A 22,876-nucleotide genomic window follows, 5' to 3' on the forward strand; every position below is an offset into this window, starting at 1 on the left:
TTGGAGCGCGGTGCCCAACACCGCTCATCTCCACGAGGGAAAACTCGTCGGCAATGGCGGCGTCCACGCCAGTTCCTTTGTCGGTCATCCGGCTCTCAAATGGCCGTCCGACTGGATTGCCGCCCATTCGCACCACCATCACCGGTTCGACGACAACCAAGTGGGTTTCGGAGCCGAGGTCGAGGCGTCCCGCGGCTGCCCCTACAATTGCAGCTTCTGCGCCAAGATCGATTTCCGCGACGCCTACCGCCGCAGGAACCACGATGCGGTCATGACGGAAATCGACCGCCTGATCGGACAGGGCGCCGGCTACATCTACTTCATCGACGAAATCTTCCTGCCGCAGAAGGCGCTGCTGGAGGGATTGGTCGATCGCGACGTCAAGTTCGGCGTGCAGACCCGCATCGATCTTTGGAAGCCGGAGCTCCTCGAATTGCTGGGTGCCGCCGGCTGTGTTTCGATCGAGGCCGGCCTCGAAAGCCTGACCGTGGAGGGCCGGGCCATGCTGGCGAAGCGTTGCCGGCTCGGCACCGAGGAACTGGCCGCGCTGCTGGTCAATGCACGCCGTCACGTCCCGTTCGTCCAGGCCAATCTGATCGGCGTGGTCGAGGATGATCCCGCTCTGGTCGATTACTGGCGCAAGCACCTCATTGACCGTGGTGTGTGGGCCAATGAACCGGTGCCGCTCTATCCCTACCCCAGTTCGCCCAGCTATCGCCAGATTTGGGGCGAGCCGGACGATCTCGCCTGGGAGCGCGCCCACGAGCATTATCTGGCTTCGTTTCGGACATTCAGCGACATCCAGGAGAAGCGTCCGCGTGCGCTGGCCGAGTTGGAGGCTACATGTTGCAATCACTGATCCGGCGTTCGCGGCGAATCCTGATGACCGTCGATGCCGTCGGCGGCGTCTGGCGCTACGCGCTTGATCTGGCGCGGGAGCTGGCTCAGGGCGGCGACAGCATCGTGCTCGCCGGATTAGGCCCGGGGCCGTCCCAGGAGCAAGCGAAGGAGGCGCAGGCTTTCGCAGCCCTGGCGTGGCTCAAGACACCGCCGGACTGGATGACCAGGAATGAGGACGATCTGGACGTGTTGCCGCAGGAACTAGCGCCACTTGTTCGTGATTATGCGATCGACCTGGTCCATCTCAATGCGCCGACGCAGGCGGTGGGACTTGATGTGCCGTGCCCGGTCGTGGCGGTCTCGCATTCATGCGTTGTGACGTGGCTCCACGCCGTCAGGGGACAGCCTGTGGACGGCGAATGGGGCTGGCAGAAAGACCGCAACAGACGCGGTTTCGATTGGGCAAATGCGGTAGTCGCGCCCAGCCGCAGCCATGCCGATATGCTCGAGGCCTGCTATGGGTCGATCGCCCGCCTGAGCGTTGTCAGCAACGGCACGCGGCCGGGTCCAAAGGCAGAGAGGCGGGAATCAGTGGTTCTCGCCGCCGCGCGCTGGTGGGACGAAGGAAAGAATGCAGCTACGCTGGACCAGGCGGCATCGCTGACGAAATGGCCAGTCTTTGCTGCCGGGTCGCTGCAGGGCGCCGATGGGCAACGCGCCAGTTTCAGCAACGTCATCCCTCTGGGTTCTGTCTACCACGACGAGGTGCGTCTGTTGATGGCGCGGGCCGGCATCTTCGTGTCGCCGTCCGTCTACGAGCCCTTCGGCCTTGCCGTGCTGGAGGCAGCCACATCCGCAACACCTCTGGTGCTTGCCGACATCACGACCTATCGCGAATTGTGGGACGGTGCGGCCATCTTCTACGACGCCCACGATCCACGCGATCTCGCCAAATGTATCGATTGTCTCTCATACGACGCCCAGTATAGGCGCCGGCTCGGCGAAGCCGCCGCACGCCGAGCGCGCAAGTTTTCACCGGAAAGACAAGCGGCCGCCATGCACGACATCTACGATCGGGCCGCCCTGGCCGTTGCGGAACGCTGACGATGCGGTTTGTGTTCTATACCCACTCCGTCGTTTCCGACTGGAATCACGGCAACGCACATTTCCTGCGCGGCATCATGCGAGAGCTCGTTGCACGCGGGCACCAGGCGATCGCGCTGGAGCCGGCGGACGGCTGGAGCCGTTCGAACCTGCTGGCAGACAAAGGACCCTACGCGGTCGAGCGCTTCAGGAAGGATTTTCCGGAGCTGATGCCGGTAACCTACGACGCCTCCTTCGACCATGAAATCTGGATTGCCGACGCCGATGTGGTGATCATCCACGAATGGACCGACCCGGACCTTGTCGCGCGCATCGGCAGGGCCAAGGCGAACGGAGGCGGTTTCACGCTTCTGTTCCATGACACCCACCATCGCGCCGTCTCGGCGACGCAGGCGATCTCGGCTCTGCGGCTGGAGCATTATGACGGCGTGCTCGCCTTCGGCGAAGCGTTGCGGGAAAGCTATCTTCGCGCCGGCTGGGGCAAACGTGCCTTCACCTGGCACGAGGCGGCGGATGTGTGCCTGTTCAAGCCGCACCCCGAAATCGACCCTACATCCGACGTCATCTGGATTGGCAACTGGGGCGACGACGAGCGCAGTGCCGAAATCAAGGAATTCCTGATCGATCCGGTGGAAGAACTGTGCCTGAGAGGCACTGTTCATGGCGTGCGCTATCCGTGCGAAGCGCTCGCCGATCTTGCCGCCGCCGGCCTGGGCTACGAAGGCTGGATCGCCAATGCCGACGTGCCTAAGGCATTCGCGGCACATCGCGTTACCGTCCACATCCCGCGGCGACCATATCGGGAGAGTCTGCCCGGAATTCCGACGATCCGCATGTTCGAGGCGCTCGCCTGCGGCATTCCGCTCGTTTCTGCGCCTTGGGCCGATGTCGAACAACTCTTCAGGCCAGGCATCGACTTCCTTTTCGCGCGAGACGGATCCGAGATGTGCCGTCATCTTCGCAACGTGCTGGACGATGCTGACCTGGCCGCCTCTCTGGTGAAATCCGGCCTCGAAACCATCCGGACGCGACACACGTGCCGGCACCGGGCGGACGAGTTGTTCGATGTGCTCGCCGAATGCGGCAACCGCCAAGCCATCGATTCTATCGCCATAGAGGAGACAGTCGCATGAAGATTGCATTTTATGGATCGAGCCTGCTGTCGTCCTATTGGAACGGCGCGGCGACCTATTACCGCGGACTGCTCAAGGCTCTTTCCCAGCTCGGCTACGAGATCACATTCTATGAACCGGACGTCTACGACAGACAGAAGAACCGCGATATGGAGGCACCAGACTGGTGCAACGTCGTCGTCTATGAGGCGACCCCGCATGCGCTGATGCAGGTGGCAGCAAGCGCCGGCGAAGCCGACATCGTCGTCAAGGCGAGCGGAGTAGGTTTCGAGGACGAGGCGCTGCTGCGCGCGGTGCTCGACCACGCCCGCGCCGATGCGCTGACGGTATTCTGGGATGTCGACGCACCAGCCACTCTGGGCCAATTGCGCGACGAGCCGGACCACCCCCTGCACCGCGCGTTGCGGGAGATCGACCTTGTCCTCACCTATGGCGGCGGCGATCCGGTCGTTTGGGCCTATCGGGCGCTGGGAGCGGCCGAGTGCGTGCCGATCTACAATGCGCTCGATCCCGAAACGCATCATCCGGTCGCGAAGGACAAGCGTTTCGCCTGCGACCTCGCCTTTCTCGGCAACCGCCTGCCGGACCGCGAAGCGCGCGTCGAAGCCTTCTTCCTCGATCCGGCCAGCCGTTCGGACGATCAGCGTTTCCTGCTCGGCGGATCGGGTTGGGGCGACAAGCAGCTTCCGGCGAATGTCGCCTGGCTCGGCCACGTCGGCACGCGCGACCACAATGCGTTCAACGTCACACCCAAGGCGGTGCTGAACATCAGCCGCGACAGCATGGCCGCCAATGGTTTTTCACCTGCCACACGCGTCTTCGAGGCTGCGGGGGCCGGCGCATGCCTCATCACCGACGCCTGGCTCGGCGTCGAATTGTTCCTGGTCCCCGGCGAAGAGATCCTGGTGGCGCGCGACGGCGACGATGTCGCCGAAATCATGCGGACCCTCACACCCCAGCGGGCTAAGGCGATCGGCGCATCTGCGCTTCGGCGTGTTCTCGCCGAGCATACCTATGCATTAAGGGCAGCTGTGGCCGACGCTGTCTTCAGGCGTCATTTCGAGCGCCCCACCGTGGAGGCAGCGGAATGACCAAGCGGCTCGATATCGTCTTTCTAGGCCTGTCTTTGTCCTCTTCATGGGGAAACGGCCACGCCACGACCTTTCGGGGGTTGCTGAAGGGTTTGCACGAACTCGGCCATCGCGTCACGTTCCTCGAGCGCGACGTGCCGTGGTACGCAAGCCATCGCGATCTGCGCGACCCGGATTTCTGCAAGTTGCGCTACTACGAAACGACGAACGATCTTCGTCGCACCTATGCTCGCTGCCTGCAGCAGGCCGATATCGTGGTGGTTGGGTCCTTCGTCCCGGAAGGGCGAGCAGTCATCGACATCGTGGCGTCCCTGTGCACGGGCCAGTTCTGCTTTTACGACATCGACACACCGGTCACGCTGGCAAAGCTCGCCGCGGATGATTGCGACTATATATGCCGACGGCAGACTCCGTATTTCGACGTCTATTTCTCATTCACCGGCGGGCCAACGCTCGCCCGTTTGGCGGCGGACTTCGATGCACGGCGCGCCGAGCCGCTCTACTGCTCGGTCGACCCTGAGCGGCATCGCGGAACGGCCGATCCGATCTGCTGGGATCTTGGCTACCTCGGCACCTACAGCTCGGACCGACAGGCGACGCTGGATGCACTCCTGCTTGAACCGGCAAGACGCATGCCGGACCGCCGCTTCGTCGTGGCCGGTTCGCAATTCCCACCCGAAACCGTCTGGCCGAGCAATGTCGATCGGATCGAGCATTTGCCGCCGGCGGACCACGCCGCTTTCTACAGCCGCCAGCGCTACACTTTGAACGTCACACGCAGCTCCATGATAGCGGCTGGATGGTCTCCCAGCGTACGTCTCTTCGAGGCGGCTGCCTGTGGCACGGCGATCATCAGCGATCGCTGGACAGGTCTGGACAGCTTCTTTCCGACAGCCACGATCAACACGGCCGGTCAAGCCGAAGACGTGATCGATATCCTGTCCAGGCAATCCGACCGCGTCAGGCTGGCTATGGCCAAGCGGGCGCGCGGAACGATCCTGGCAACACATACTGGCGCCGCGAGAGCCCGCGAATTCGTTTCGCTGCTGGCGCGGCCAAGATCGGCACGTTCGGCCCTCGATCTGGGCATCGAAAGTGCAGCATGACTGGCAGACAGGAGAAAATAGAGATGCGGCAATCAAGAAGGACGCAACGGACCAAGACGGCGCTTGTCGCCGGCGGCGCGGGTTTCCTCGGTTCGCATCTTTGCGAAACACTGCTTCAGGCCGGGTACCGTGTGATCTGTGTGGACAATTTCCTTACCGGTCGGATGGAAAACATCATCTCGATCGTGGACCGTCCTCGTTTCCGCTTGATCGAGCAGGATGTCTGCCGACCATTGGACCTTACTGAGCCTGTGGACCGCATTTTCAACCTGGCGTGCGCCGCGTCACCGCCGCGCTACCAAGCCGATCCGATTCACACCACGCGAACCTGCGTGATCGGAACGCTAAATCTGCTTGAGCTCGCCGCCCGAAACAGTGCGCGCTTCCTGCAGGCATCGACAAGCGAAGTGTATGGCGATCCCGAACAGCACCCGCAAAGGGAAGACTATGTCGGTCACGTGAACTGCACCGGTCCGCGCGCCTGTTATGATGAGGGCAAGCGAACCGCAGAAACCTTGTGCTTCGACTGTTTGAGAACCGAAATGGCCGACATCCGGGTCGCCCGCATCTTCAACACCTATGGTCCGAGGATGGATCCTGCCGACGGCCGGATCGTCTCGAACCTGGTGATGCAGGCCCTCGAGAGGAGACCACTGACGATATTCGGCGACGGGCTGCAGACCAGGTCGTTCTGCTACGTCTCCGACCTGGTTGACGGTCTGGTCCGCCTTATGGATATCGATCCCAATCCGCGCCAACCGGTCAATTTGGGCAATCCCGGGGAATTCACCGTCCTTCAACTGGCCGGATTGGTGAGAGATATGACCCATAGCAAGTCGGCCTTCAAATTCCTGCCACTGCCGCAAGACGACCCTCGCCGGCGGCAACCGGACATTTCCCGAGCAAAAACCCTTCTCAATTGGTCGCCAAAGGTACCGCTCAGGCAAGGCCTGATGCAGACGATCAGCTATTTTACAGAGCTGGAAGCCAGCCGTAACGAGGCTCGAATTTCCCCAATTGCGACAAGCGTGAGGTCCGCTTCAGGCCGATTGCAAAACCTGCCGGCCTAAGGTCTGGGAGAGCTGTGCGCTCGGGCATGGTCATGCGAGATCATGACGTCCGAACGCACGCGCTCGTTAAGGGATTATGGGAACATCCAGCCGCGCTCGCCGTTTGGGCCATGATACCGGCATGGAGAACGGGCAAGTGCATCGAAAGCGCTCCACCAAGGATATCGAGCAAATGGCCGCAGGGGAAACGGCTGCCTTTCTGCGCCGCGCCTCGATCACCTACCTTGAATGCTGTGTGAGCCTGATGATGACGCATCTTGAGCGCGAGGAAGTGGCCACCATTCTGGAAAAAGAAGCGGATATGCTGCGAAGGCTCGACTGAGGCTTGCAGCGCTCAGGCGTCGATCGGCTCAGACAGCGTCAAACACAGCGCGCAGCTTTCATCCCGCCGTGGAGTTCGTGATTTTTCCAAGTCGCAAGGAACATTCCTGGCAACTGGCAGTTCGGCGCGAGGAACTTACCTTCAACAGCGATGGCGGCAGTTTCGTGGGATCGAAAAAGGTACGGATTGGAATAGCCGGCGTCGGCAATTGCGCGTCTTCCCTTGTCCAGGGCCTCTCATATTATCGGGACGCCAGAGGTAATGAGCCGATACCGGGACTGATGCATGCCGATCTCGGCGGCTATCACGTCGATGACATCGAAGTGGTCTGTGCTTTCGACGTCGCCAAGGGCAAAGTTGGGCGAGATGTGGCGGAAGCCATATACAATCCACCCAACAACACCTTCCGCTTTGCCGATGTCGCAGCAACCGGCGTTCGTGTCGAGCGAGGACCAACGCTCGACGGCATCGGCAAATATCTGCGCGATGAGATCGAGGAGGCAGAAGAGCCGGTCGCGAATATCAGCGCGCTGCTTCGGGAAAGCGGCGCTGACGTATTGGTCTCATATCTGCCGGTCGGCTCGGAAGAGGCTACGCGTTTTTATGCCGAGTGCGCGCTCGAGGCCGGCTGCGCCTTCGTCAACTGCATACCGGTTTTTATCGCGTCGCGGCCGGAATGGCGCCAACTCTTCGAACAACGTGGCCTGCCATTGATCGGCGACGACATCAAAAGCCAGGTCGGCGCGACAATTGTGCACCGGTTGCTCGCCAATCTGTTCCGCGAGCGCGGCGTCCGCATCGACCGCACCTACCAGCTGAATTTCGGCGGCAACACCGATTTCCTCAACATGCTGGAACGCGAGCGGCTGGAATCGAAGAAAATCTCGAAGACACAATCCGTAACCAGCCAGCTCGACGTTCCCCTGCAGGCCGGCAACATCCATGTCGGCCCCAGCGACCATGTGCCTTGGCTCACCGATCGAAAATGGGCCTACATCCGCGTCGAAGGCACGACGTTCGGAGGCGTGCCGCTGAATGCAGAGCTCAAGCTGGAAGTATGGGATTCGCCCAACTCGGCCGGAGTCGTGATCGACGCTGTGCGCTGCGCCAAGCTGGCGCTTGACCGCGGCATTGCGGGGGCGCTGACCGGTCCCTGCAGCTATTTCATGAAGTCGCCGCCCGAGCAATTCACCGATGCCGAGGCACGCCTGCGCACGCTCTCTTTCATCGCCGGAAGGGACGAGCCGATGCTCGATGCCGCCGAATGACGACGACGTTCTTCTTGATCCGCCATGCGGCGCACGACAATGTCGGCGACTATCTTGCCGGACGTATGGCCGGAGTTTGCCTTGGCGAAACCGGCAGGGCACAAGCCTCGCGCCTGGCCAGCCACATGGCGTCGGAGCCATTAGCCACCATCTGTTGCAGTCCGCGTGAACGAACACTGGAAACCGCAAAACCGATCGCAATCGCCTGTAGTCCCGACAAGATCACAATCTGCCAAGAACTCGATGAGATCGACTTCGGTGCGTGGTCGGGAAAGACCTTCGAAGAGCTGAACCAGGACGCCGATTGGCGGGTGTGGAACAGCCGACGTCAGCAGGCGAGGACGCCGGGCGGCGAGACCATGCTGGACGTCCAGCAACGTGTCATCTCGCTGATGCAGCAGCTTCGCAAACGTTACCAGAACCAGTCCGTGGCGCTGGTCAGCCATGCCGACGTGATCAAGGCCGCCGTCTGCAAGGTGCTCGGCTTGCCGCTGGGAGACTGTTTTCGCTTCGACATCGACCCCGCTTCGATCACCACGATCGTATCCGGTGACTGGGGCTCCAAGCTGATCCGATTAAACGAAGCCGCCTGACGAGGACTGCCGGATGCGAATGGTCATTTTCGGTCTCACCGTCACCTCCTCGTGGGGAAACGGACACGCGACGCTGTGGCGCGGGCTTATCCGGGCGCTCGGCGGGTTGGGCTGGTCCGTCACCTTCTTCGAACGCAACACTCCCTATTATGCCGGGGCGCGCGACCTTGACCATCTCGATGGCGGCAATGTCGTTCTCTATCCGGACTGGGAAGACATCCGCAATGTCGCGGAACAGGCGATCGGGCAATCGGACGTCGTCATCGTCACATCTTATTGCCCCGACGCCGTGGAGGCATCGCGCCTGGCGCAGCAGGCCTCTCGCGGACTGAAGGTTTTCTACGATCTTGACACCCCGGTCACACTCGCGCGGATCGAACAAGGTCAACGGCCGGCATATTACGGGCCCGAAGGCCTTCGCGATTTCGATCTTGTCCTGAGCTATACCGGAGGAACCGCAATCGACGCGCTCAAAACACTGCTGGGTGCCCGCCGTGTCCTGCCTCTCTACGGGCATGTCGATCCCGAGCGACACCAGCCGGCAGAGCCCCGGGCCGAATTTGCCGGAGATTTATCCTATCTCGGAACCTATGCCGCAGATCGCCAGGCCGACGTCGAAAAGCTGCTGGTGCGCACGGCAGCGCGCCTGCCGGACCATCGCTTCGTCATCGGCGGCGCCCAATATCCGCACGAATTTCCGTGGGGCGAAAACATCTTTTTTGTCAGGCACCTTCCGCCTGCGGATCATCCGGCTTTCTTCTCCTCGTCGCGTCTGACGCTGAACGTGACCCGCGAGGCGATGGCCAAGAGGGGCTGGTGTCCTTCGGGCAGGCTGTTCGAGGCGGCAGCGTGCGGCGCAGCGATCGTGAGCGACACCTGGCCCGGGCTGAGCAGTTTTTTCCAACCCGGCAGCGAGATCATCCTGGCGGACACCACCGACGACGTGGTTGCGGCAGTCTGCTTGTCCGACAGCGAAGTTGACGCAATCCGGCGCCGTGCGCGCGAGCGGGTGTTGGACGAGCACACCTCTGCGCAGCGCGCCAGGGAACTGGACCGCCTCCTGTCAGATTCATTGCAGACGGCGGGCGAGCCGTTGAAGGAAGCAATCTGATGTTGGGCATCGTGCCTGCTGCCGGCCGCGGCAGCCGCATTCAGCCACTCGGCTTCTCGAAGGAACTTCTGCCGGTCGGCAGCCGCATCGACGGCCAAACCGAGCGTCCCTGCGCGGTGAGCGAATATCTGGTGCGTCGCATGGTGCGCAACGGCGTCGACAAGATCTGCTTCGTCATCGGATCGGGAAAATCGGACATCCTCGAATATTATGCCGCCGGCTATGGCGATGCCGCCGCACTGTTTGTCGTGCAGCCCACCCCTGTCGGTCTTTGCGATGCGATCTTCCGCGCCGCGCCGCTCGTCGCGCCGGATGAGACGGTCCTGATCGGCCTGCCCGATACGATCTGGCTTCCCGAAGACGGTTTCTGCGCCCTGCGGAACGATTGCCTGTCTTTCCTGCTGTTCCCCGTCGACCGTCCGGAATTTTTCGATGCCGTCATTCTCGACAACGACAGCCGGGTGAAGGAAATCCAGGTCAAGCAACAAGACGCCGGATCGAACTGGATTTGGGGTGCATTCAAGATGCCTGGCCGCATCTTTCATCAGCTTGCGATGCTCTGGCGCGAGCGGGATCGCCATGACGAATACGTCGGCACGCTAATCAACGCCTATCTGGCGGCCGGCGGCGAGGCTTACGGCGTCAAGGCAGGCACAGCCTATGTCGACGTCGGCACGTTCAACGGCTACCGCACCGCACTTCGGCTGCTTGAGAACAACAACCCCACGTTGGAGGCTCCGAAAGACCTCCTGTTCGTGCTGCAAGGGCAGTCGCAGATACCAAGCCATCCAGGCGAAGGAGGCTAGCGATGCTGCATTCCAACGCCGAAATCCGCCGCCGCATCGATGCCCTTGGCCCGTGGTTCCACAATATGGAGTTGGCGGGCGTCGAAACCGCCCCTGACCATTTCCTCGGCAATTACCCGCTGATCAAATGGCGCAAGTTCGCCGACGCCATTCCGGCCGATCTGTCCGGCAAGGCCGTGCTCGACATAGGCTGCAACGCTGGCTTCTACTCGATCGAGATGAAGCGCCGCGGCGCCGGCCGCGTCCTCGGCATCGATTTCGATGAAGCCTATCTGGCGCAGGCGCGCTTCGCCGCCGAAATCGCGGACTGCGACATCGAATTTCAGCAGTTGTCGGTCTACGAAGTCGGCGTCCTGCGGGAGAAATTCGACATCGTCCTGTTCATGGGTGTGCTGTATCACCTGCGCCACCCCTTGCTCGCTCTTGATCTGATCCGCGAGCACGTCGCCGGCGACCTGATGATCTTCCAGTCCATGCAGCGCGGCAGCACCGACCTGCCTGCACTCGATGAGAATTATCCTTTCTGGACACACGATCTGTTCGACCGACTAGAGTTTCCGAAGCTGCATTTCGTCGAGCATCGCTACGCCGACGACCCGACCAACTGGTGGATTCCCAATCGCGCCTGCACCGAAGCGATGCTGCGCAGCGCCGGCTTCGAGATCGTGCTGCACCCGGAGCAGGAGGTCTATTTCTGCCGCACCGCCGGTGAGTCGGCCGGCGGCGGCGCCGTTTACCCGTCGAGAGGACAACTTCATGATTGAAGCTGCAATGATCTGGAACGAGCCAAACAACAAGTCCCATTGGGATCCGGAACTCGACCCCGACTGGAGCCGCTTCGCCAATATGGCAACACTGGCCGCTCATGCGATTGCAGCTGAAAACCCCGCCGTGACCAAGATCCTCGGCGGCATTTCGCCGATCGATGCCGATTTCATGGCGCTCATGAAGCAGTATGGCGTGCTGGATTACGTCGATGCCGTCGGCGTGCATGGTTTCCCGCTCGACTGGAATCTTTGGCAGATTCAGGAATGGCCGCAGAAGATCGCCGAGATTTCGACCGTCACCGATCTTCCCGTATGGGTCAGCGAAGTTGGCGTGTCGAGCTTCGGTGCCGAGGAGGTGCAGCGCTGGGGCTTGCGCCGGACCGCCGAACTGCTGCTCGGCAATGCGCCGCGCATACAATGGTACAGCCTCTACGACCTTCCGCGCGAATGGGGGGCAACGACGCGTCACCGCGAAGCGGAAGGCTCCTCCTACTATCGCCACTTCTACATGGGCCTGCTGCGCGAAGACGGTACGCCCAAACCAGCGCTCGAGGAATTCCTGCATTATGCCCCGGCCATGGGACTGGCGCAGTGGTTCCATTTTGAAGATCCCCGGCTGGACGACGCCGTCGCCTGGATGAAGCGGCTGGGCGTCACCAGTCTGCGCACCGGGCTTTCCTGGGCCGACAGTTTCAGGCCGAATGCGCTGGACTGGTACGACCGACAAATGGAAGCACTGGCCGATTTCGACGTGACCGTCACCTTCTGCTTCACGCCCGAGCATCGCGGAGTGATGCCGCATCACACCAGTCCGCCGCTGGTGCCGGAGGAGTTCGCGGAGTTTTGTGCGACAATGATCCGCCGCTATGCTCCCGCCATGGCTGCCTCGCCGGTCAGATCGGTGCGGGCTTCGGCAGCATGAGTGTGTCATGCAACACCAACCTGACAGGTCCGGAACGCTAGCCGAATTCGCGGCTCTTTTGCTAGGTACCGCATCGCACTCATCGGACGGTGCTGAAATCATGATCGTTGTCGCGCATCCTGACGACGAGACCATCGGCATCGGCGGGCATCTTGCCGGCTTGCACGGATCTCGCATGGTTCATGTCACCGACGGCGCGCCGCGAGATCTTGACGACGCCCGGGCGCACGGCTTCGAGACTTGGCAGGACTACGCCGCGGCCCGCCACAGGGAGTTGGAGACGGCGCTCTCGGCGGCGGGTCTTCCGCCGACCGGATTGATCAGCCTCGGTTATCCGGACAAGCAAGCCGCTGGAAACCTTAGCTCGCTCGCGCGGGAACTGACCTGCCTGCTGGCCGATTGCGAGATCAGCTTCGTCTGCACGCATCCTTATGAAGGTGGTCACCCTGATCATGACGCGACCGCCTTTGCCGTCCATGCCGCCTGCCATTTGCTGCGCCGCGATGGACGCCAGGCGCCGGCCATCGTCGAAATGGCGTTCTATTGCGCCGGACCTGAGGGGGCGGTCCTTCAGGATTTCAATAGCGGACCCGGCAGTGAGTGTATCGAACTGCACCTCACGGAAGCCGCTTTCGAACGCAAGCAGTGCATGCTGGCCTGCCACAGGACACAGCAACGGACGCTGGCCCCGTTTACGGCGCGCGCCGAACGTTTCCGGGTGGCGCCCGCCTATGATTTCCTCGCCCTGCCAAACAACGGCAAGCTTTACTACGAGGCGCTGCCGCTCGGCTTCGAGCCGGCGGTTTGGCTCCACGCCGCGGCGGCTGCGTATGAGGAGCTTCGGCTCGACCGGCCATGACCCTCACCGTCCTGAACGTCGCCTACCCTCTCGCGCCAGTCGGCCTGGATGCCGTTGGCGGCGCCGAGCAGGTGCTATCGATGCTCGATCAGGCACTGGTGCGCGCGGGGCACATTTCCATCGTGATCGGTTGCCAGGGCTCCAAAGCGGCGGGCGTCCTCATCGAGACACCTGCTGAACCAGGGGTGCTCGACGATGCGGCGAAAACACGGGCACAGCGGTCCCACCGCGCCGCGATAGACGCGGCGCGCTCCCGTTGGCCGATCGACGTGGTTCATCTACACGGCATCGATTTTCATGCCTATCTGCCTGACCATGGCCCGACACTGGTAAGCCTGCACCTGCCCCTGGATTGGTATCCGGCCGATGCTCTGCGCCCGCTACGCGACGATCTATGGCTTCACGCCGTCTCAGTGGCCCAACAAAGAACCGCGCCACCAGGCGCCAGGCTGGTTGCGCCCATTCCAAACGGCGTCGATATCGATGCGCTGAGCGGCCCGCAGTCCAAGCGCAACTTCGCATTGGTGCTCAGCCGCATCTGCCCGGAAAAGGGCATCCATCTGGCGCTGGACGCAGCCAAACAGGCTGGCGTGCCGCTGGTCATCGGCGGCAAGGTCTACCCCTATGAAACGCATACGCTGTACCTTCGTGACGAAGTCCAGCCTCGCCTCGACAAGCACCGCCGCTTCCTCGGTCCGCTCGGCTTCACCGCCAAACGGCGCTTTCTCAACGCCGCCCGTTGCCTGGTCATTCCCAGCCTTGCCGCGGAAACCAGCTCGCTTGTCGCGATGGAGGCCCTCGCCTGCGGCACACCGGTCGTCGCCTTTCCAAACGGCGCGCTGCCGGACGTGGTCGAACACGGCAAGACGGGCTTTCTGGTGAATGACGTCGCCGAGATGGCGGAGGCCATTGTCGCAGCATCCAGCCTGGATGCCGAGACATGCCGGGCCGAGGCGCGGCGGCGCTTTTCGCTTGACCGCATGATTTCGTCTTACATGGACGCTTACCATGCGCTGGCGGGGCTTGGTGGCGGCCGCAGGCGCCTCGCGGCGGCGCAGTGAGTGGCTTCCATGCTCCGCTCGGAGATCATCGACGATCCGGCCGCCCTTGAGGCCCTGGCGCCGCACTGGTGGGAACTCTGGGCGCATAGCCGGACGGCGACGCCGTTCCAATGCCCCGCCTGGCTCGTGCCGTGGTGGCGAACGTTCGCGCCCGGAGAGCTGGCTACGATCGCCGTCTGGCGTGGCGACGATCTGGTGGGATTGGCGCCTTTTTACCTGGAACACACATCTTCCGGGCCGAGACTGCTTCCGGTCGGAATTTCGTTGAGCGATTATCTGGATGTCCTGTGTTCCCCTGGCATCGAAGCGGCGGTCGCCGCCGTCATCGCCGACCGGGCTCTCGCGATCAATTGGTCGCAATGGATTTTGCCGGATTTGCCGGCGGGTGCTGCGGGTTTCGCCATAACGCACCCTGCGCTGGAGGCGGGTCAACTCGTCGATCACGCCGCCTGTCCCGTGCTCTCGATCGTTGGAGCCGATGCGCTCGCGGTCTGCGTTCCGGCGCGGCGAAGACGTCAGCTGCGCCGCGCGCATAGAGCCGCATGCAGGCGCGGCTGCGTCTCCGTGATGCCGGCGCAGGATGGTCCCAAAGCATTCTTCGATCACTTGATCCGCCTTCATGGCGCGCGTTGGGCCGGGCATGGTGACGGCGTGCTGGCCGATCCGGCTGCGGAAGAATTCCATCGGCAGGCGCTTGCCCTGCTTGCCGCACAGGGTCTTGTCCGATGCTGGCTTGTTGCTATCGATGACGCGGTCGTTGGCGCCTACTATGGATTTCACCATCGCCACCGCGCCTACGCCTACCTTGGCGGTTTTGATCCGGCCTATGCCGAGGAAAGCCCCGGCGCAATCCTGATCGGACACGCGATTGCCGAGGCGGCGCGTGAAGGGGCGCGGGAGTTCGATTTCCTGCGCGGCCAGGAGACTTACAAATATGGCTGGGGTGCCGTCGACCAATGGACAATGCGAAAGGTCTGGACGCGAAGCATGGCTCAATGAGCACGACTGGACGAAAACCATCGCCACCGGCGTCAACAGCAAGAATGGTGCTCGCGGAGTGCATGGCCGACGGCGCTTGCGTCGAAGCCATCATTGCCAGACTGGCGCTTCGCTTCGAGTCGGGGATCGACGCCGCAGAATTGGCCGATGTGGCGCTGAGCATGCATTCAGCCAATCTTCCCAAACGAGACAGGCTGAAACGGATCGCCGAGCTGCTTCGTCACAGGCCTGATATCTTTGCCCTGCTGCGCGAAACAGGCGCGGCGGTTCGTCACGAACGCGGTGAATGGGAAACGGATGCCGCTGTCGTCAAGCGGCTGGCCGCTGGCTTCGATGCAGCGGCGGCGATTTCGCTGGCGGCGAGCGTTCAGCTGTCTTCGTTGGGAGACGAGGAGAAGCTCACCGCCGCTACCGACGAGATCGTCGCATGGCTGGAAAGGCAAGGCCTCACCGGCGCCGACCGGGACATACTGGACATTGGTTGCGGCATCGGGCGTTTCGAAACCGCGCTTTCCAGCGCGGCGCACCGGATCGTCGGCATCGACATATCCTCAAAAATGATTTCGATCGCTCGTCAGCGATGTGCTAGCCTGCGCAATGTGGAACTGCGGCTGACCTCCGGTCTCGATCTTGCCGATTTCGGCAATGCGAGCTTCGATTGCGTGCTGGCTGTCGACAGCTTCCCCTACTTGGTTCTGGCAGGCCTGGCGGAGCGGTATTTCAAGGAAATTGCACGTGTTCTGAAGATGTCAGGCATGGCAGCACTCCTGAATTACTCCTATCGCGGATCGCCAGCGCTGGATCGTGCCGATGTTTGCCGTCTTGCCGAAGCCCACGGCATGCAGGTCGTGGTTGACGGCGAGAAGCCGTTCCGGCTTTGGGATGGCAATGCCTTTCTTCTTGCTGCTTCCGACGGAACATTACGGCCCAATAACTGTTCGGGCGTCAAATAGAAAAGGCACCTGTGAGTGCCCACAATCCAAAGGAGGACTAGGTGGCATACGACGGCAAGAGAGACTTCACCTCGGCCGTCAGAGTAAAGGCTCAGCGAGAAGCGGTTTTGTCCTCCAGAGCCTAGCAGCAGCACACCGAGCAGCGCAGGCTCGATGGCAATCGGATCAAATCCGATCAGTACCATGCCGCAGATCGGCCCTCCCAAGACTGATGGCTGCGACCGCAGACGCGAATCATGACCAGTGGCCAGCGAGGTCGCGAAAGTCGAATTGTCGAGGGCGCCCGGGAATACCGGGGAGGAACGGAGGGAAATGCATGCGCTTTCCCGAAGAAACCAGCGGTTTCGAAACAATATTGTGCAAGGGTCGGCGCCGACGGTGAGGACTGCGCGTGAACCCTTGCAAACCCTGAATGCTGACACCACACTGGTGTAGGGACCAATTCGTTAAGAGAACACGATGTCTCGCTCGAGCGACGATACCATCAGCCCGCGACTCCGGCTGGCAATAGATCGGAAGATCGCAGCTCTGCTGACTGCCATCGAGCAGGAAAAGGTCCCCGACCGATTGACCAATCTTGCGGTGCAATTACAGAACGCGCTTGTCGAAAAACGCCGATGCAAGGCAAAGAACGAGGACTAACTATCGACGCCGGTCGACTGCGAAATTTCCCTGTGCTTCGGACAGGTGATTGCGTCTTTCCACCAATGTCTGCAGTGAACTTTCGCCGAGGTATTCCAGGACGCCGGCGCGCGCTCGGTTAAGGCGGCTCTTTATCGTCCCCACAGCGCAACCGCATATTTCCGCAGTTTCTTCATAGCTGACGCCAAGAACCCCGATCAGCATCAGGACCTCGCGCTGATGCTCCGGCAGCTTCTGGACCGCGCCATAGACTTCCTTGCTCTGAACGGTCCACTCCTGTGTAGCTTCCGAAATCGGGATTAGAGAGGCACAGTCGAGCAGGCCGGGTTTTTCCCTGTCGGCGGCCTTGACGCGCGTGTAGTGGGTGTTGCGCATGATGGTGAAGAGCCATGACTTCATACGCGTCCCAGGCTCGAATTTATCGATGTTGGCGAGCCCTTTGGTCAACGTCTCCTGGACCAGGTCATCAGCATCGTCAGGAACACGGCAGAAGGTGCGGGCGAAGGCTCGCAAGGCAGGTATCAGGTCAACGATGGAAACTTCATCCGTTTCCTGGTTGGCCAAGGAGTAGCCCCTCGAGGACAATGGTCCAGCTCCCAGCAAGAACGAGTTGATGAACAAAGACCTAGCTAAATGCATGAAGGTTTGGATCGTTCCGGACATCGAAATGAGTCGCTAAAAAATCTCGGATCGGCGAAATACGGCTGAGCTCCTGTGCGGCGAATCCCGCTCGCTTGGCGAGAACGACCAAGGGAAATGTCCCGCCCCATTCCTCGGTTTCACGTCGCAAGCCGAGCCGCTGCTGGCCAAGGCAGATGTCGATGCGGATGCTGATGAAGGAGGCGGCTGGGCAATTTGATCCGGGTCTGCCGGAAGTTGCGGCTGTGGGCGCGGGAGGCGGCCGTCAAGCTCTGACGCCGGTGCATGCTGGCCGTCTGTTCGCATGATTGACTGGAGCCGTAGAACCAAGCCGGTGGAAGCATCCCCTCACTCGGACCGGCTGTCTACGACCGGCCGTTGTTTTTGGCCGCCTCCTCTCGCTGCTTTTTCAGGACTTCGTCGGTCCCGACCAGCTTCTTCGATCCGCCGGGAATCGCTGTGGACACCACGGCAGGCGGGTCGCTTGCGGGGAAAGAATCCTCAAGGCCGGCCTGCAACTGGTCTTCCAAGGTTTCCGGCTTTTGCGACCGACCAGCTGTCCTTCGGGTTTCTGCTTCCTCCAGTGGCTGTTTCATGTCAGGTGAAGACTTGACTTCTCGAACACAGGCATAAAGCTGTTCGATGGCAAATTCCTTCAGTGTTTCGAAGTTGGCTTTATCATCATCTTGCATTGCCTCGATCTGATTGATCATTGTTTTCTCGAACCGACCAAGGCTATCGCTTCCGCAAGCCTGGCAAAGCCGCAATAATGCTTCTTTGAGCATTTTCGGGCCAAAGTAGGCCGACGCCTCGAGCTTGAGCCGTTGCAAATCCTCTGGAGTTGCCGCCTGAAGTTTTGACATATGTAGCCCTTTCGCCTGATGAGCATATCAACGGCAATTATCGGCAGATGTTCCATCCACCGGTACCGATGCATCGCTCTCGCTCGGCTCCCCGCCGCCTATCGGCGGAGCCACATCGTGCGGTGGAACATCGAGCCACATCGTCGAAGCCATCGATGAACAATATCACCGGACCATCGCCCAGGTCTTCGTAGGCGAGACGGACGCCGATCACTTCGATATGACAACGATCAAGAGTAGCGGCGTCACTCACGCTCGCCCGCTCTTTCGCTTTCCCGTTGGGTATGCCTGATGAAGTCAAGCATGAGCGGCGCGGCCGCAGCCGCGTGCGTCTCGAGCAGCTTGTGTCCGGCATCGAAAACATGGGCTTCCATCCTCGGCAGCGCCTGCATCCATGACAGGATCTCAGCGAGATCGAAGAAGGGGTCGTGGCGTCCCCAGACCATCAGGGCAGGCGGCTGCCAGCGCGCGAAATAAGCAGCGGATGTCGTCGAACCCGGCGCGCCGATCCGTACCGGCGCGCCATGCGCCTCGATCACCGCCCCGAACGAGATGTGCGTGCGTGGACCGATCGCCACGTCTCCGCAGATCACCGCTGTCGGGGACACATAGGCGGTTGGATCCATGTTCGGCCGCTTGCTCTGGTGCTCGATAAGCATGGCGGACTCCTATACGAAGGATGTCGACTGAAAAAAGCTAACGGGCGAGATCAGCGCGAGTTCCGCTGCGCCCAGCCGATCTGCTTCAGCCGTTGCGTTTGCTAGTCGCGAAACTTGGTCGAGCGCTTCTTCACAAGGGATGCTGGCGTATCGCTAGATGAACCAGGTCGCCACTAGCCCGACTGACGCAGCAAAGATTGCCAATGTCGTCACGCCGCCAAGGACATTTGTGCCGGGGCTGTTCACCTTGTCGCCCATGATCTTGGGGTTGTTAGTCATGATGAGGATCAGGAGCAGCAGAGGCGGAGTGGAGAAACCCTGCACAATACCGGACCAGACCAGGGCTTTCATCGGGTTGAAGCCCATGAAATTGAGTCCCACCGCCAACAGTGTGATCACTCCAGTCGCGATGTAGAATTTGGGAGCCTGGCGAGGTTTGTCGTTCATGCCGTGCTTCCAACCCCTCGCCTGCGCAAGATCAAAGGCGGCGCCGGTCGTCATGACTGGAACGGCCAGAAAGCCGACGCCGATCACCCCGGCTGCGAAGACAATTCCTGCCGCATCACCGGCAAGCGGCCGCAGCGCTTCGGCTGCCTGAGCGGCTGTCTCAATCTGGGTCTGACCTGCCTCGTAGAGGGTTGATCCCGTCGAAAGAATGATGAAATACATAATCAAATTGGAAAACGTCATACCGATCAAGATGTCGCGGCGGGACCGTCGGAGTTCGCCTTCCGTCGCTCCCTTTCGCTCTTTGAGAGTCGTCCTGCCCTCTGCAATCTCTTCCTCGACCTCCTGGTTGGACTGCCAGGTATAGAGATATGCCGAGAGCGTCGTGCCGATGATGGCAACGAGGATGGACAGGTACTCGCGACTGAACTCGATTTTGGGGATCAGAGTGCCGTACAGAACAGACAATGCGTCCGGTTTTGCGAGGATGGCGGAAACCACATAGGCAAGCAGCGTCAGCGCCAGCCATCGGAATGCGTTTCGGATCAATTTGTAGGAGCCGAAAACCTGCAGAGCGAAAATAATGGCCGCGACGCCAACCACGATCCACGGAACCGGCAGTGGGACGAACAAATTGAGGGCCGCGGACATCGCCCCAAGATCCGCGGCAGCCTCAATGGTGTTGCCGATCAGCACCCCCACCAACACCGACCACAAAAGCCATCGCGGGTAAAAGTCGGAAATGACCTGGAAGAGCCCGCGTCCGGAGACCTGGCCCAGCTTCGATGAGAGATACACGACAGTGTACATCATCGGTAGGGTAAGTGGCGCGGTCCAGAGCAGGTCGGGGCCGAACCTGGCCCCGGCGCTGGCGTAGGTTCCGATGGCCGAGCAGTCGTCATCGGCCGCGCCGGTGATCAGGCCGAGCCCAAGAGCCCGCCCGATGCCACTACCCTCCTGTCGGACGTTTTTTCGGCCGAGGTCCTTGCGAGCCGGTTCGCTCATTGAACACGCACTGCCGCCGGCGTGACGTGGAGGCCAATGGAGACATGCATCGGACCAATCATCCTCTATCGCAACAAGCTGCAGCAGGCGATCATCGGACAGCTCTCGTGTTTGGAATCGAACAGCCAAGCAGGCGCTTTGTTCCGTCGGCAGGCCATGCCGCACTGATGGCTACGGATAGAGCCGGATGCACAGCCACGCCGATTGTAGAAAGCGCAGATCGGGCGGCCTGCCAGCAAGTGGGATAGGAACCTTTTCTGAAACACGCCGTTTGCCAGCAGGCGGTTGCATTAGCAACCTTTAAACAACGGAAAGGGTCTTGCCATGAACTACAAGATGATCTGTTTAGGCGCGATGGCGCTTTCTATGGTAAGCGGCGTTTCTCTTGCGGCAGGCGCCGACACAGGCACGTCTGCCTTAGATGACCCCGCAAAGATGGAGCCGTTCTACACCGACTCCAGCATGAAGACTCTGCGGTCCGATGACGAGTTCACGAAGGCATGGAAAGCGCTGACGGACGAGGACCGCATGGCAATGACAAAAGTCTGCGATGAGGAGGCGGCAAACGCCACTGCCGCCAACACCCACCCCGAATTCTGCAGCAGCGTCAAAAAGAACGGCGCCGGGAATAACTGAACCAATGAAGGCGGGCAACGGCCCGCCTTTTGGTTAGCGACAGGGAAGGCAGGAGGGATGCGATAGCCGCGGGGGTTGGCTAACGGGTCGCTCCGCCACTAACGGCCATGCGAATGCCCAGGCCAATGATAAAACAGCCGGCGTGCGCTGTTGCCAGAGCCTTATCTTTGGCTGCTTCAGGACCCACTCGCCAACCGTACCGGACGCGATCGCGTACGCGCCTAGCACCAATACACCCGTGATTTTTTGTGTGCCACCCAGCAACAGCAATTGCAGCGTCACCGATCCTCGAGCCGGGTCAACGAATTGCGGCAGGAACGCAACCATGAACGTCATTGGCCAGGGATTTATGAGGTTGGCGATCATTCCTTCTCGTGCAGCCGCCAGTGGACCAAGATTTCTATGCTCTTCGACGGCAACTTCCGTGGCTGACGAGAGCAATAGGCTTATTCCGAGCCAACACAGGTAAGCGGCGCCAGACCATCGGAGCAAACTGAATGCGAGGGGCGACGCCCCAACCAATGAAGACACGCCTAACGCGAGGAGAGGCAATTGAACGAGCCCCGCACCAACGGTCATGCCCAGCACCGTGAAAAATGCCGTGCTTCGTCCATGAGCAATTCCGCGTGCCGTCACAAGCATGCTGTCGGGGCCGGGCGGGGCCTGCATCGAGATTACTGTCCCAGGAAAGCTATCCACAACACGGGATCCATGATCCTGCTCTCTGCGCCCGACAACTGCGCTATGCCTTTCCTGCAACTGACAGTCAGTCAGGCCGGTACAAGAATTTCGGATGGCAAGCCCGATACCTGCATCTTCGGAGCGGAGCCCTGGCGATCCCTGCCGGGGCTCCGCAAGCCGGTGGCACAAGCAATTATGCGGCCGCTTGAAGAGCGCGTTGGTTGACACCCCCCTCGCCTAGACCCGTCAGCGCTTCGTCCGTTGCGACCTCTTCCTTGAGCGTCGCTTTGAGAAGGGCGGCAACATCGGCCTTTCCCATCTGTTCTGCCCAAGCGATAAGCGTCCCGTACCGGGCGATCTCGTAATGCTCGACAGCTTGCGCCGCTGCGACCAGCCCGGCATCGAGCGCAGGAGCACCTTCATAGTCTTCGAGGATCTCAGAGCCTTCTTCAATGATGCCGTCGATCGCCGGACAGGTCTTGCCGCGTGCTGCCTTGCCGAATTTTTCGAACACTTCCTCGAGGCGATCGACGTGACCTTCCGTTTCCATACGATGTTTTTCGAAGGCAGCAGTCACCTTTTCCGACTCCGCACCTTTCGCCATTTTCGGCAGGGCCCTTAGTATCTTCTTTTCGGCATAGTAAAGATCTTTGAGCCCGTCGAGGAACAGGTCCTCAAGACCCTTGGTTGTCGCTTTCGCGACTTTCTTCGTGGTGGCCATGGTCGTCTCCCGCTGGGTTGGAGCTAACCTCCCTAATTAGGAAGGCGTTCGATAACCCCGCCGGCCGGCAACAAGTTCCCTGAAGATTCGGGCTGCTGGAAAATTTTCAGACACCTCGAGGCGGCATGGTCAGGCGCTGCAATCGGGCCGGTGCCCCGGTCGGCTCGCGCCGCGCAATCGGCTCAATCGATCCGCCTGATACGGCCCTTTTCGAGACGGAATACTCCATCCTGTCCGCCCTGCTTCTCAAAGTCGGTAAGCAGATCGTCCCATGTCCCCAGGAATTCGCCGCAGTCGTCGCAAAAGATCCGGTCCTCAGGACCGGCGTCAGCCGGAATCCTCAGCCTTATTGTCAGGCAAAAAGGGCACTCCAACTGGTGGTTGAGATACTGTTTGGTCATGGACGATGGTGAGAATGCACTGGAAATGTGGGGGCTGCAACCTCGCTCGCGCTGGTCCGACGGGCTTGGTAAGAAAGGTGCAGCGATGGGGGCATTACGGCGATTGTTGCGATCCTCCGGGAATAACGAGCGCGCCTCCATTAGGAGCCGAATATTCAAAGCCGATGAAAAACGCAG

The 22,876-nt window shown here is 60.9% G+C and carries 24 protein-coding genes; 18 read left to right on the forward strand and 6 right to left on the reverse strand.

From position 1 onward, the window contains the following. From E5W87_RS02940 to E5W87_RS03020, 17 genes are all read left to right on the forward strand, one after another. Positions 1-859, forward strand: an 859-nt coding sequence (locus tag E5W87_RS02940) for a TIGR04295 family B12-binding domain-containing radical SAM protein (protein WP_292393817.1), incomplete at its 5' end; no start/stop codon positions are given. 23 nt (positions 860-882) lie between these two features. Beyond that, entirely contained in the window at positions 883-1,944 is a 1,062-nt protein-coding gene (locus E5W87_RS02945) for a glycosyltransferase family 4 protein (protein WP_292393819.1), read from the forward strand. A 2-nt stretch (positions 1,945-1,946) separates the two neighbouring features. Beyond that, complete coding sequence (locus E5W87_RS02950) at positions 1,947-3,077, forward strand: glycosyltransferase (RefSeq protein ID WP_292393821.1); 1,131 nt, start codon at positions 1,947-1,949, stop codon at positions 3,075-3,077. Then, positions 3,074-4,168 carry a glycosyltransferase gene (locus tag E5W87_RS02955; RefSeq protein WP_292393822.1) on the forward strand — a complete coding sequence of 365 codons (1,095 nt, stop codon included), beginning with the start codon at positions 3,074-3,076 and terminating at the stop codon, positions 4,166-4,168. The genes E5W87_RS02950 and E5W87_RS02955 overlap by 4 nt, the downstream gene beginning before the upstream one ends. Next, entirely contained in the window at positions 4,165-5,274 is a 1,110-nt protein-coding gene (locus E5W87_RS02960; RefSeq protein ID WP_292393824.1) for a glycosyltransferase, read from the forward strand. Before E5W87_RS02955 ends, E5W87_RS02960 begins: the two co-directional genes overlap by 4 nt. Positions 5,275-5,297: 23 nt before the next feature. Then, a complete protein-coding gene (locus E5W87_RS02965; protein ID WP_292393826.1) occupies positions 5,298-6,344 on the forward strand; it encodes a UDP-glucuronic acid decarboxylase family protein in 1,047 nt (348 codons plus the stop codon). Positions 6,345-6,465: 121 nt separating this feature from the next. Then, on the forward strand, positions 6,466-6,666 hold the full coding sequence (locus E5W87_RS02970; protein ID WP_292393832.1) for a hypothetical protein: 201 nt from the start codon (positions 6,466-6,468) through the stop codon (positions 6,664-6,666). Positions 6,667-6,830: 164 nt separating this feature from the next. After that, a complete protein-coding gene (locus tag E5W87_RS02975) occupies positions 6,831-7,934 on the forward strand; it encodes an inositol-3-phosphate synthase (RefSeq protein ID WP_292393947.1) in 1,104 nt (367 codons plus the stop codon). Next, on the forward strand, positions 7,931-8,527 hold the full coding sequence (locus tag E5W87_RS02980; RefSeq protein WP_292393833.1) for a histidine phosphatase family protein: 597 nt from the start codon (positions 7,931-7,933) through the stop codon (positions 8,525-8,527). Before E5W87_RS02975 ends, E5W87_RS02980 begins: the two co-directional genes overlap by 4 nt. A gap of 13 nt (positions 8,528-8,540) precedes the next feature. Next, a complete protein-coding gene (locus tag E5W87_RS02985) occupies positions 8,541-9,638 on the forward strand; it encodes a glycosyltransferase (RefSeq protein ID WP_292393834.1) in 1,098 nt (365 codons plus the stop codon). Continuing rightward, positions 9,638-10,444 carry a sugar phosphate nucleotidyltransferase gene (locus E5W87_RS02990; protein WP_292393836.1) on the forward strand — a complete coding sequence of 269 codons (807 nt, stop codon included), beginning with the start codon at positions 9,638-9,640 and terminating at the stop codon, positions 10,442-10,444. The genes E5W87_RS02985 and E5W87_RS02990 overlap by 1 nt, the downstream gene beginning before the upstream one ends. A gap of 2 nt (positions 10,445-10,446) precedes the next feature. Further along, positions 10,447-11,208, forward strand: a complete 762-nt coding sequence (locus E5W87_RS02995) for a TIGR04290 family methyltransferase (protein WP_292393838.1) — start codon at positions 10,447-10,449, stop codon at positions 11,206-11,208. Beyond that, positions 11,201-12,133, forward strand: a complete 933-nt coding sequence (locus E5W87_RS03000) for a beta-xylosidase (protein ID WP_292393840.1) — start codon at positions 11,201-11,203, stop codon at positions 12,131-12,133. Before E5W87_RS02995 ends, E5W87_RS03000 begins: the two co-directional genes overlap by 8 nt. Before the next feature lie 100 nt (positions 12,134-12,233). After that, positions 12,234-12,992: a PIG-L family deacetylase gene (locus E5W87_RS03005; protein WP_292393842.1), complete on the forward strand. Its 759-nt coding sequence runs from the start codon at positions 12,234-12,236 to the stop codon at positions 12,990-12,992. Beyond that, positions 12,989-14,053, forward strand: a complete 1,065-nt coding sequence (locus tag E5W87_RS03010) for a glycosyltransferase (RefSeq protein ID WP_292393844.1) — start codon at positions 12,989-12,991, stop codon at positions 14,051-14,053. The genes E5W87_RS03005 and E5W87_RS03010 overlap by 4 nt, the downstream gene beginning before the upstream one ends. 9 nt (positions 14,054-14,062) lie before the next feature. Continuing rightward, positions 14,063-15,052, forward strand: a complete 990-nt coding sequence (locus E5W87_RS03015; protein ID WP_292393949.1) for a GNAT family N-acetyltransferase — start codon at positions 14,063-14,065, stop codon at positions 15,050-15,052. A gap of 62 nt (positions 15,053-15,114) precedes the next feature. Beyond that, on the forward strand, positions 15,115-16,005 hold the full coding sequence (locus E5W87_RS03020; protein WP_292393846.1) for a class I SAM-dependent methyltransferase: 891 nt from the start codon (positions 15,115-15,117) through the stop codon (positions 16,003-16,005). A 642-nt stretch (positions 16,006-16,647) separates the two neighbouring features. Here the strand turns inward: E5W87_RS03020 and E5W87_RS03025 are convergent. From E5W87_RS03025 to E5W87_RS03040, 4 genes are all read right to left on the reverse strand, one after another. Then, complete coding sequence (locus tag E5W87_RS03025) at positions 16,648-17,211, reverse strand: sigma-70 family RNA polymerase sigma factor (protein WP_292393848.1); 564 nt, start codon at positions 17,209-17,211, stop codon at positions 16,648-16,650. 440 nt (positions 17,212-17,651) lie between these two features. Next, positions 17,652-18,149, reverse strand: a complete 498-nt coding sequence (locus E5W87_RS03030) for a hypothetical protein (protein WP_292393850.1) — start codon at positions 18,147-18,149, stop codon at positions 17,652-17,654. A 245-nt stretch (positions 18,150-18,394) separates the two neighbouring features. Further along, on the reverse strand, positions 18,395-18,808 hold the full coding sequence (locus E5W87_RS03035) for an alpha/beta fold hydrolase (RefSeq protein ID WP_292393852.1): 414 nt from the start codon (positions 18,806-18,808) through the stop codon (positions 18,395-18,397). Positions 18,809-18,961: 153 nt separating this feature from the next. Further along, positions 18,962-20,260: an Nramp family divalent metal transporter gene (locus tag E5W87_RS03040; protein ID WP_292393854.1), complete on the reverse strand. Its 1,299-nt coding sequence runs from the start codon at positions 20,258-20,260 to the stop codon at positions 18,962-18,964. A 324-nt stretch (positions 20,261-20,584) separates the two neighbouring features. On the opposite strand from E5W87_RS03040, the gene E5W87_RS03045 reads away from it, so the two are divergent. After that, positions 20,585-20,896: a hypothetical protein gene (locus E5W87_RS03045; protein WP_292393856.1), complete on the forward strand. Its 312-nt coding sequence runs from the start codon at positions 20,585-20,587 to the stop codon at positions 20,894-20,896. A 33-nt stretch (positions 20,897-20,929) separates the two neighbouring features. Here E5W87_RS03045 and E5W87_RS03050 read toward each other — a convergent pair whose 3' ends face one another. Both E5W87_RS03050 and E5W87_RS03055 read right to left on the reverse strand, forming a co-directional pair. Continuing rightward, complete coding sequence (locus E5W87_RS03050; protein ID WP_367118788.1) at positions 20,930-21,565, reverse strand: LysE family translocator; 636 nt, start codon at positions 21,563-21,565, stop codon at positions 20,930-20,932. Between the two features lie 205 nt (positions 21,566-21,770). Further along, positions 21,771-22,298: a ferritin-like domain-containing protein gene (locus E5W87_RS03055; protein WP_292393858.1), complete on the reverse strand. Its 528-nt coding sequence runs from the start codon at positions 22,296-22,298 to the stop codon at positions 21,771-21,773. Positions 22,299-22,876 lie beyond the last annotated feature (578 nt).

The sequence above is a fragment of the Mesorhizobium sp. genome, from assembly GCF_004962925.1.
Classification (GTDB): domain Bacteria; phylum Pseudomonadota; class Alphaproteobacteria; order Rhizobiales; family Rhizobiaceae; genus Mesorhizobium.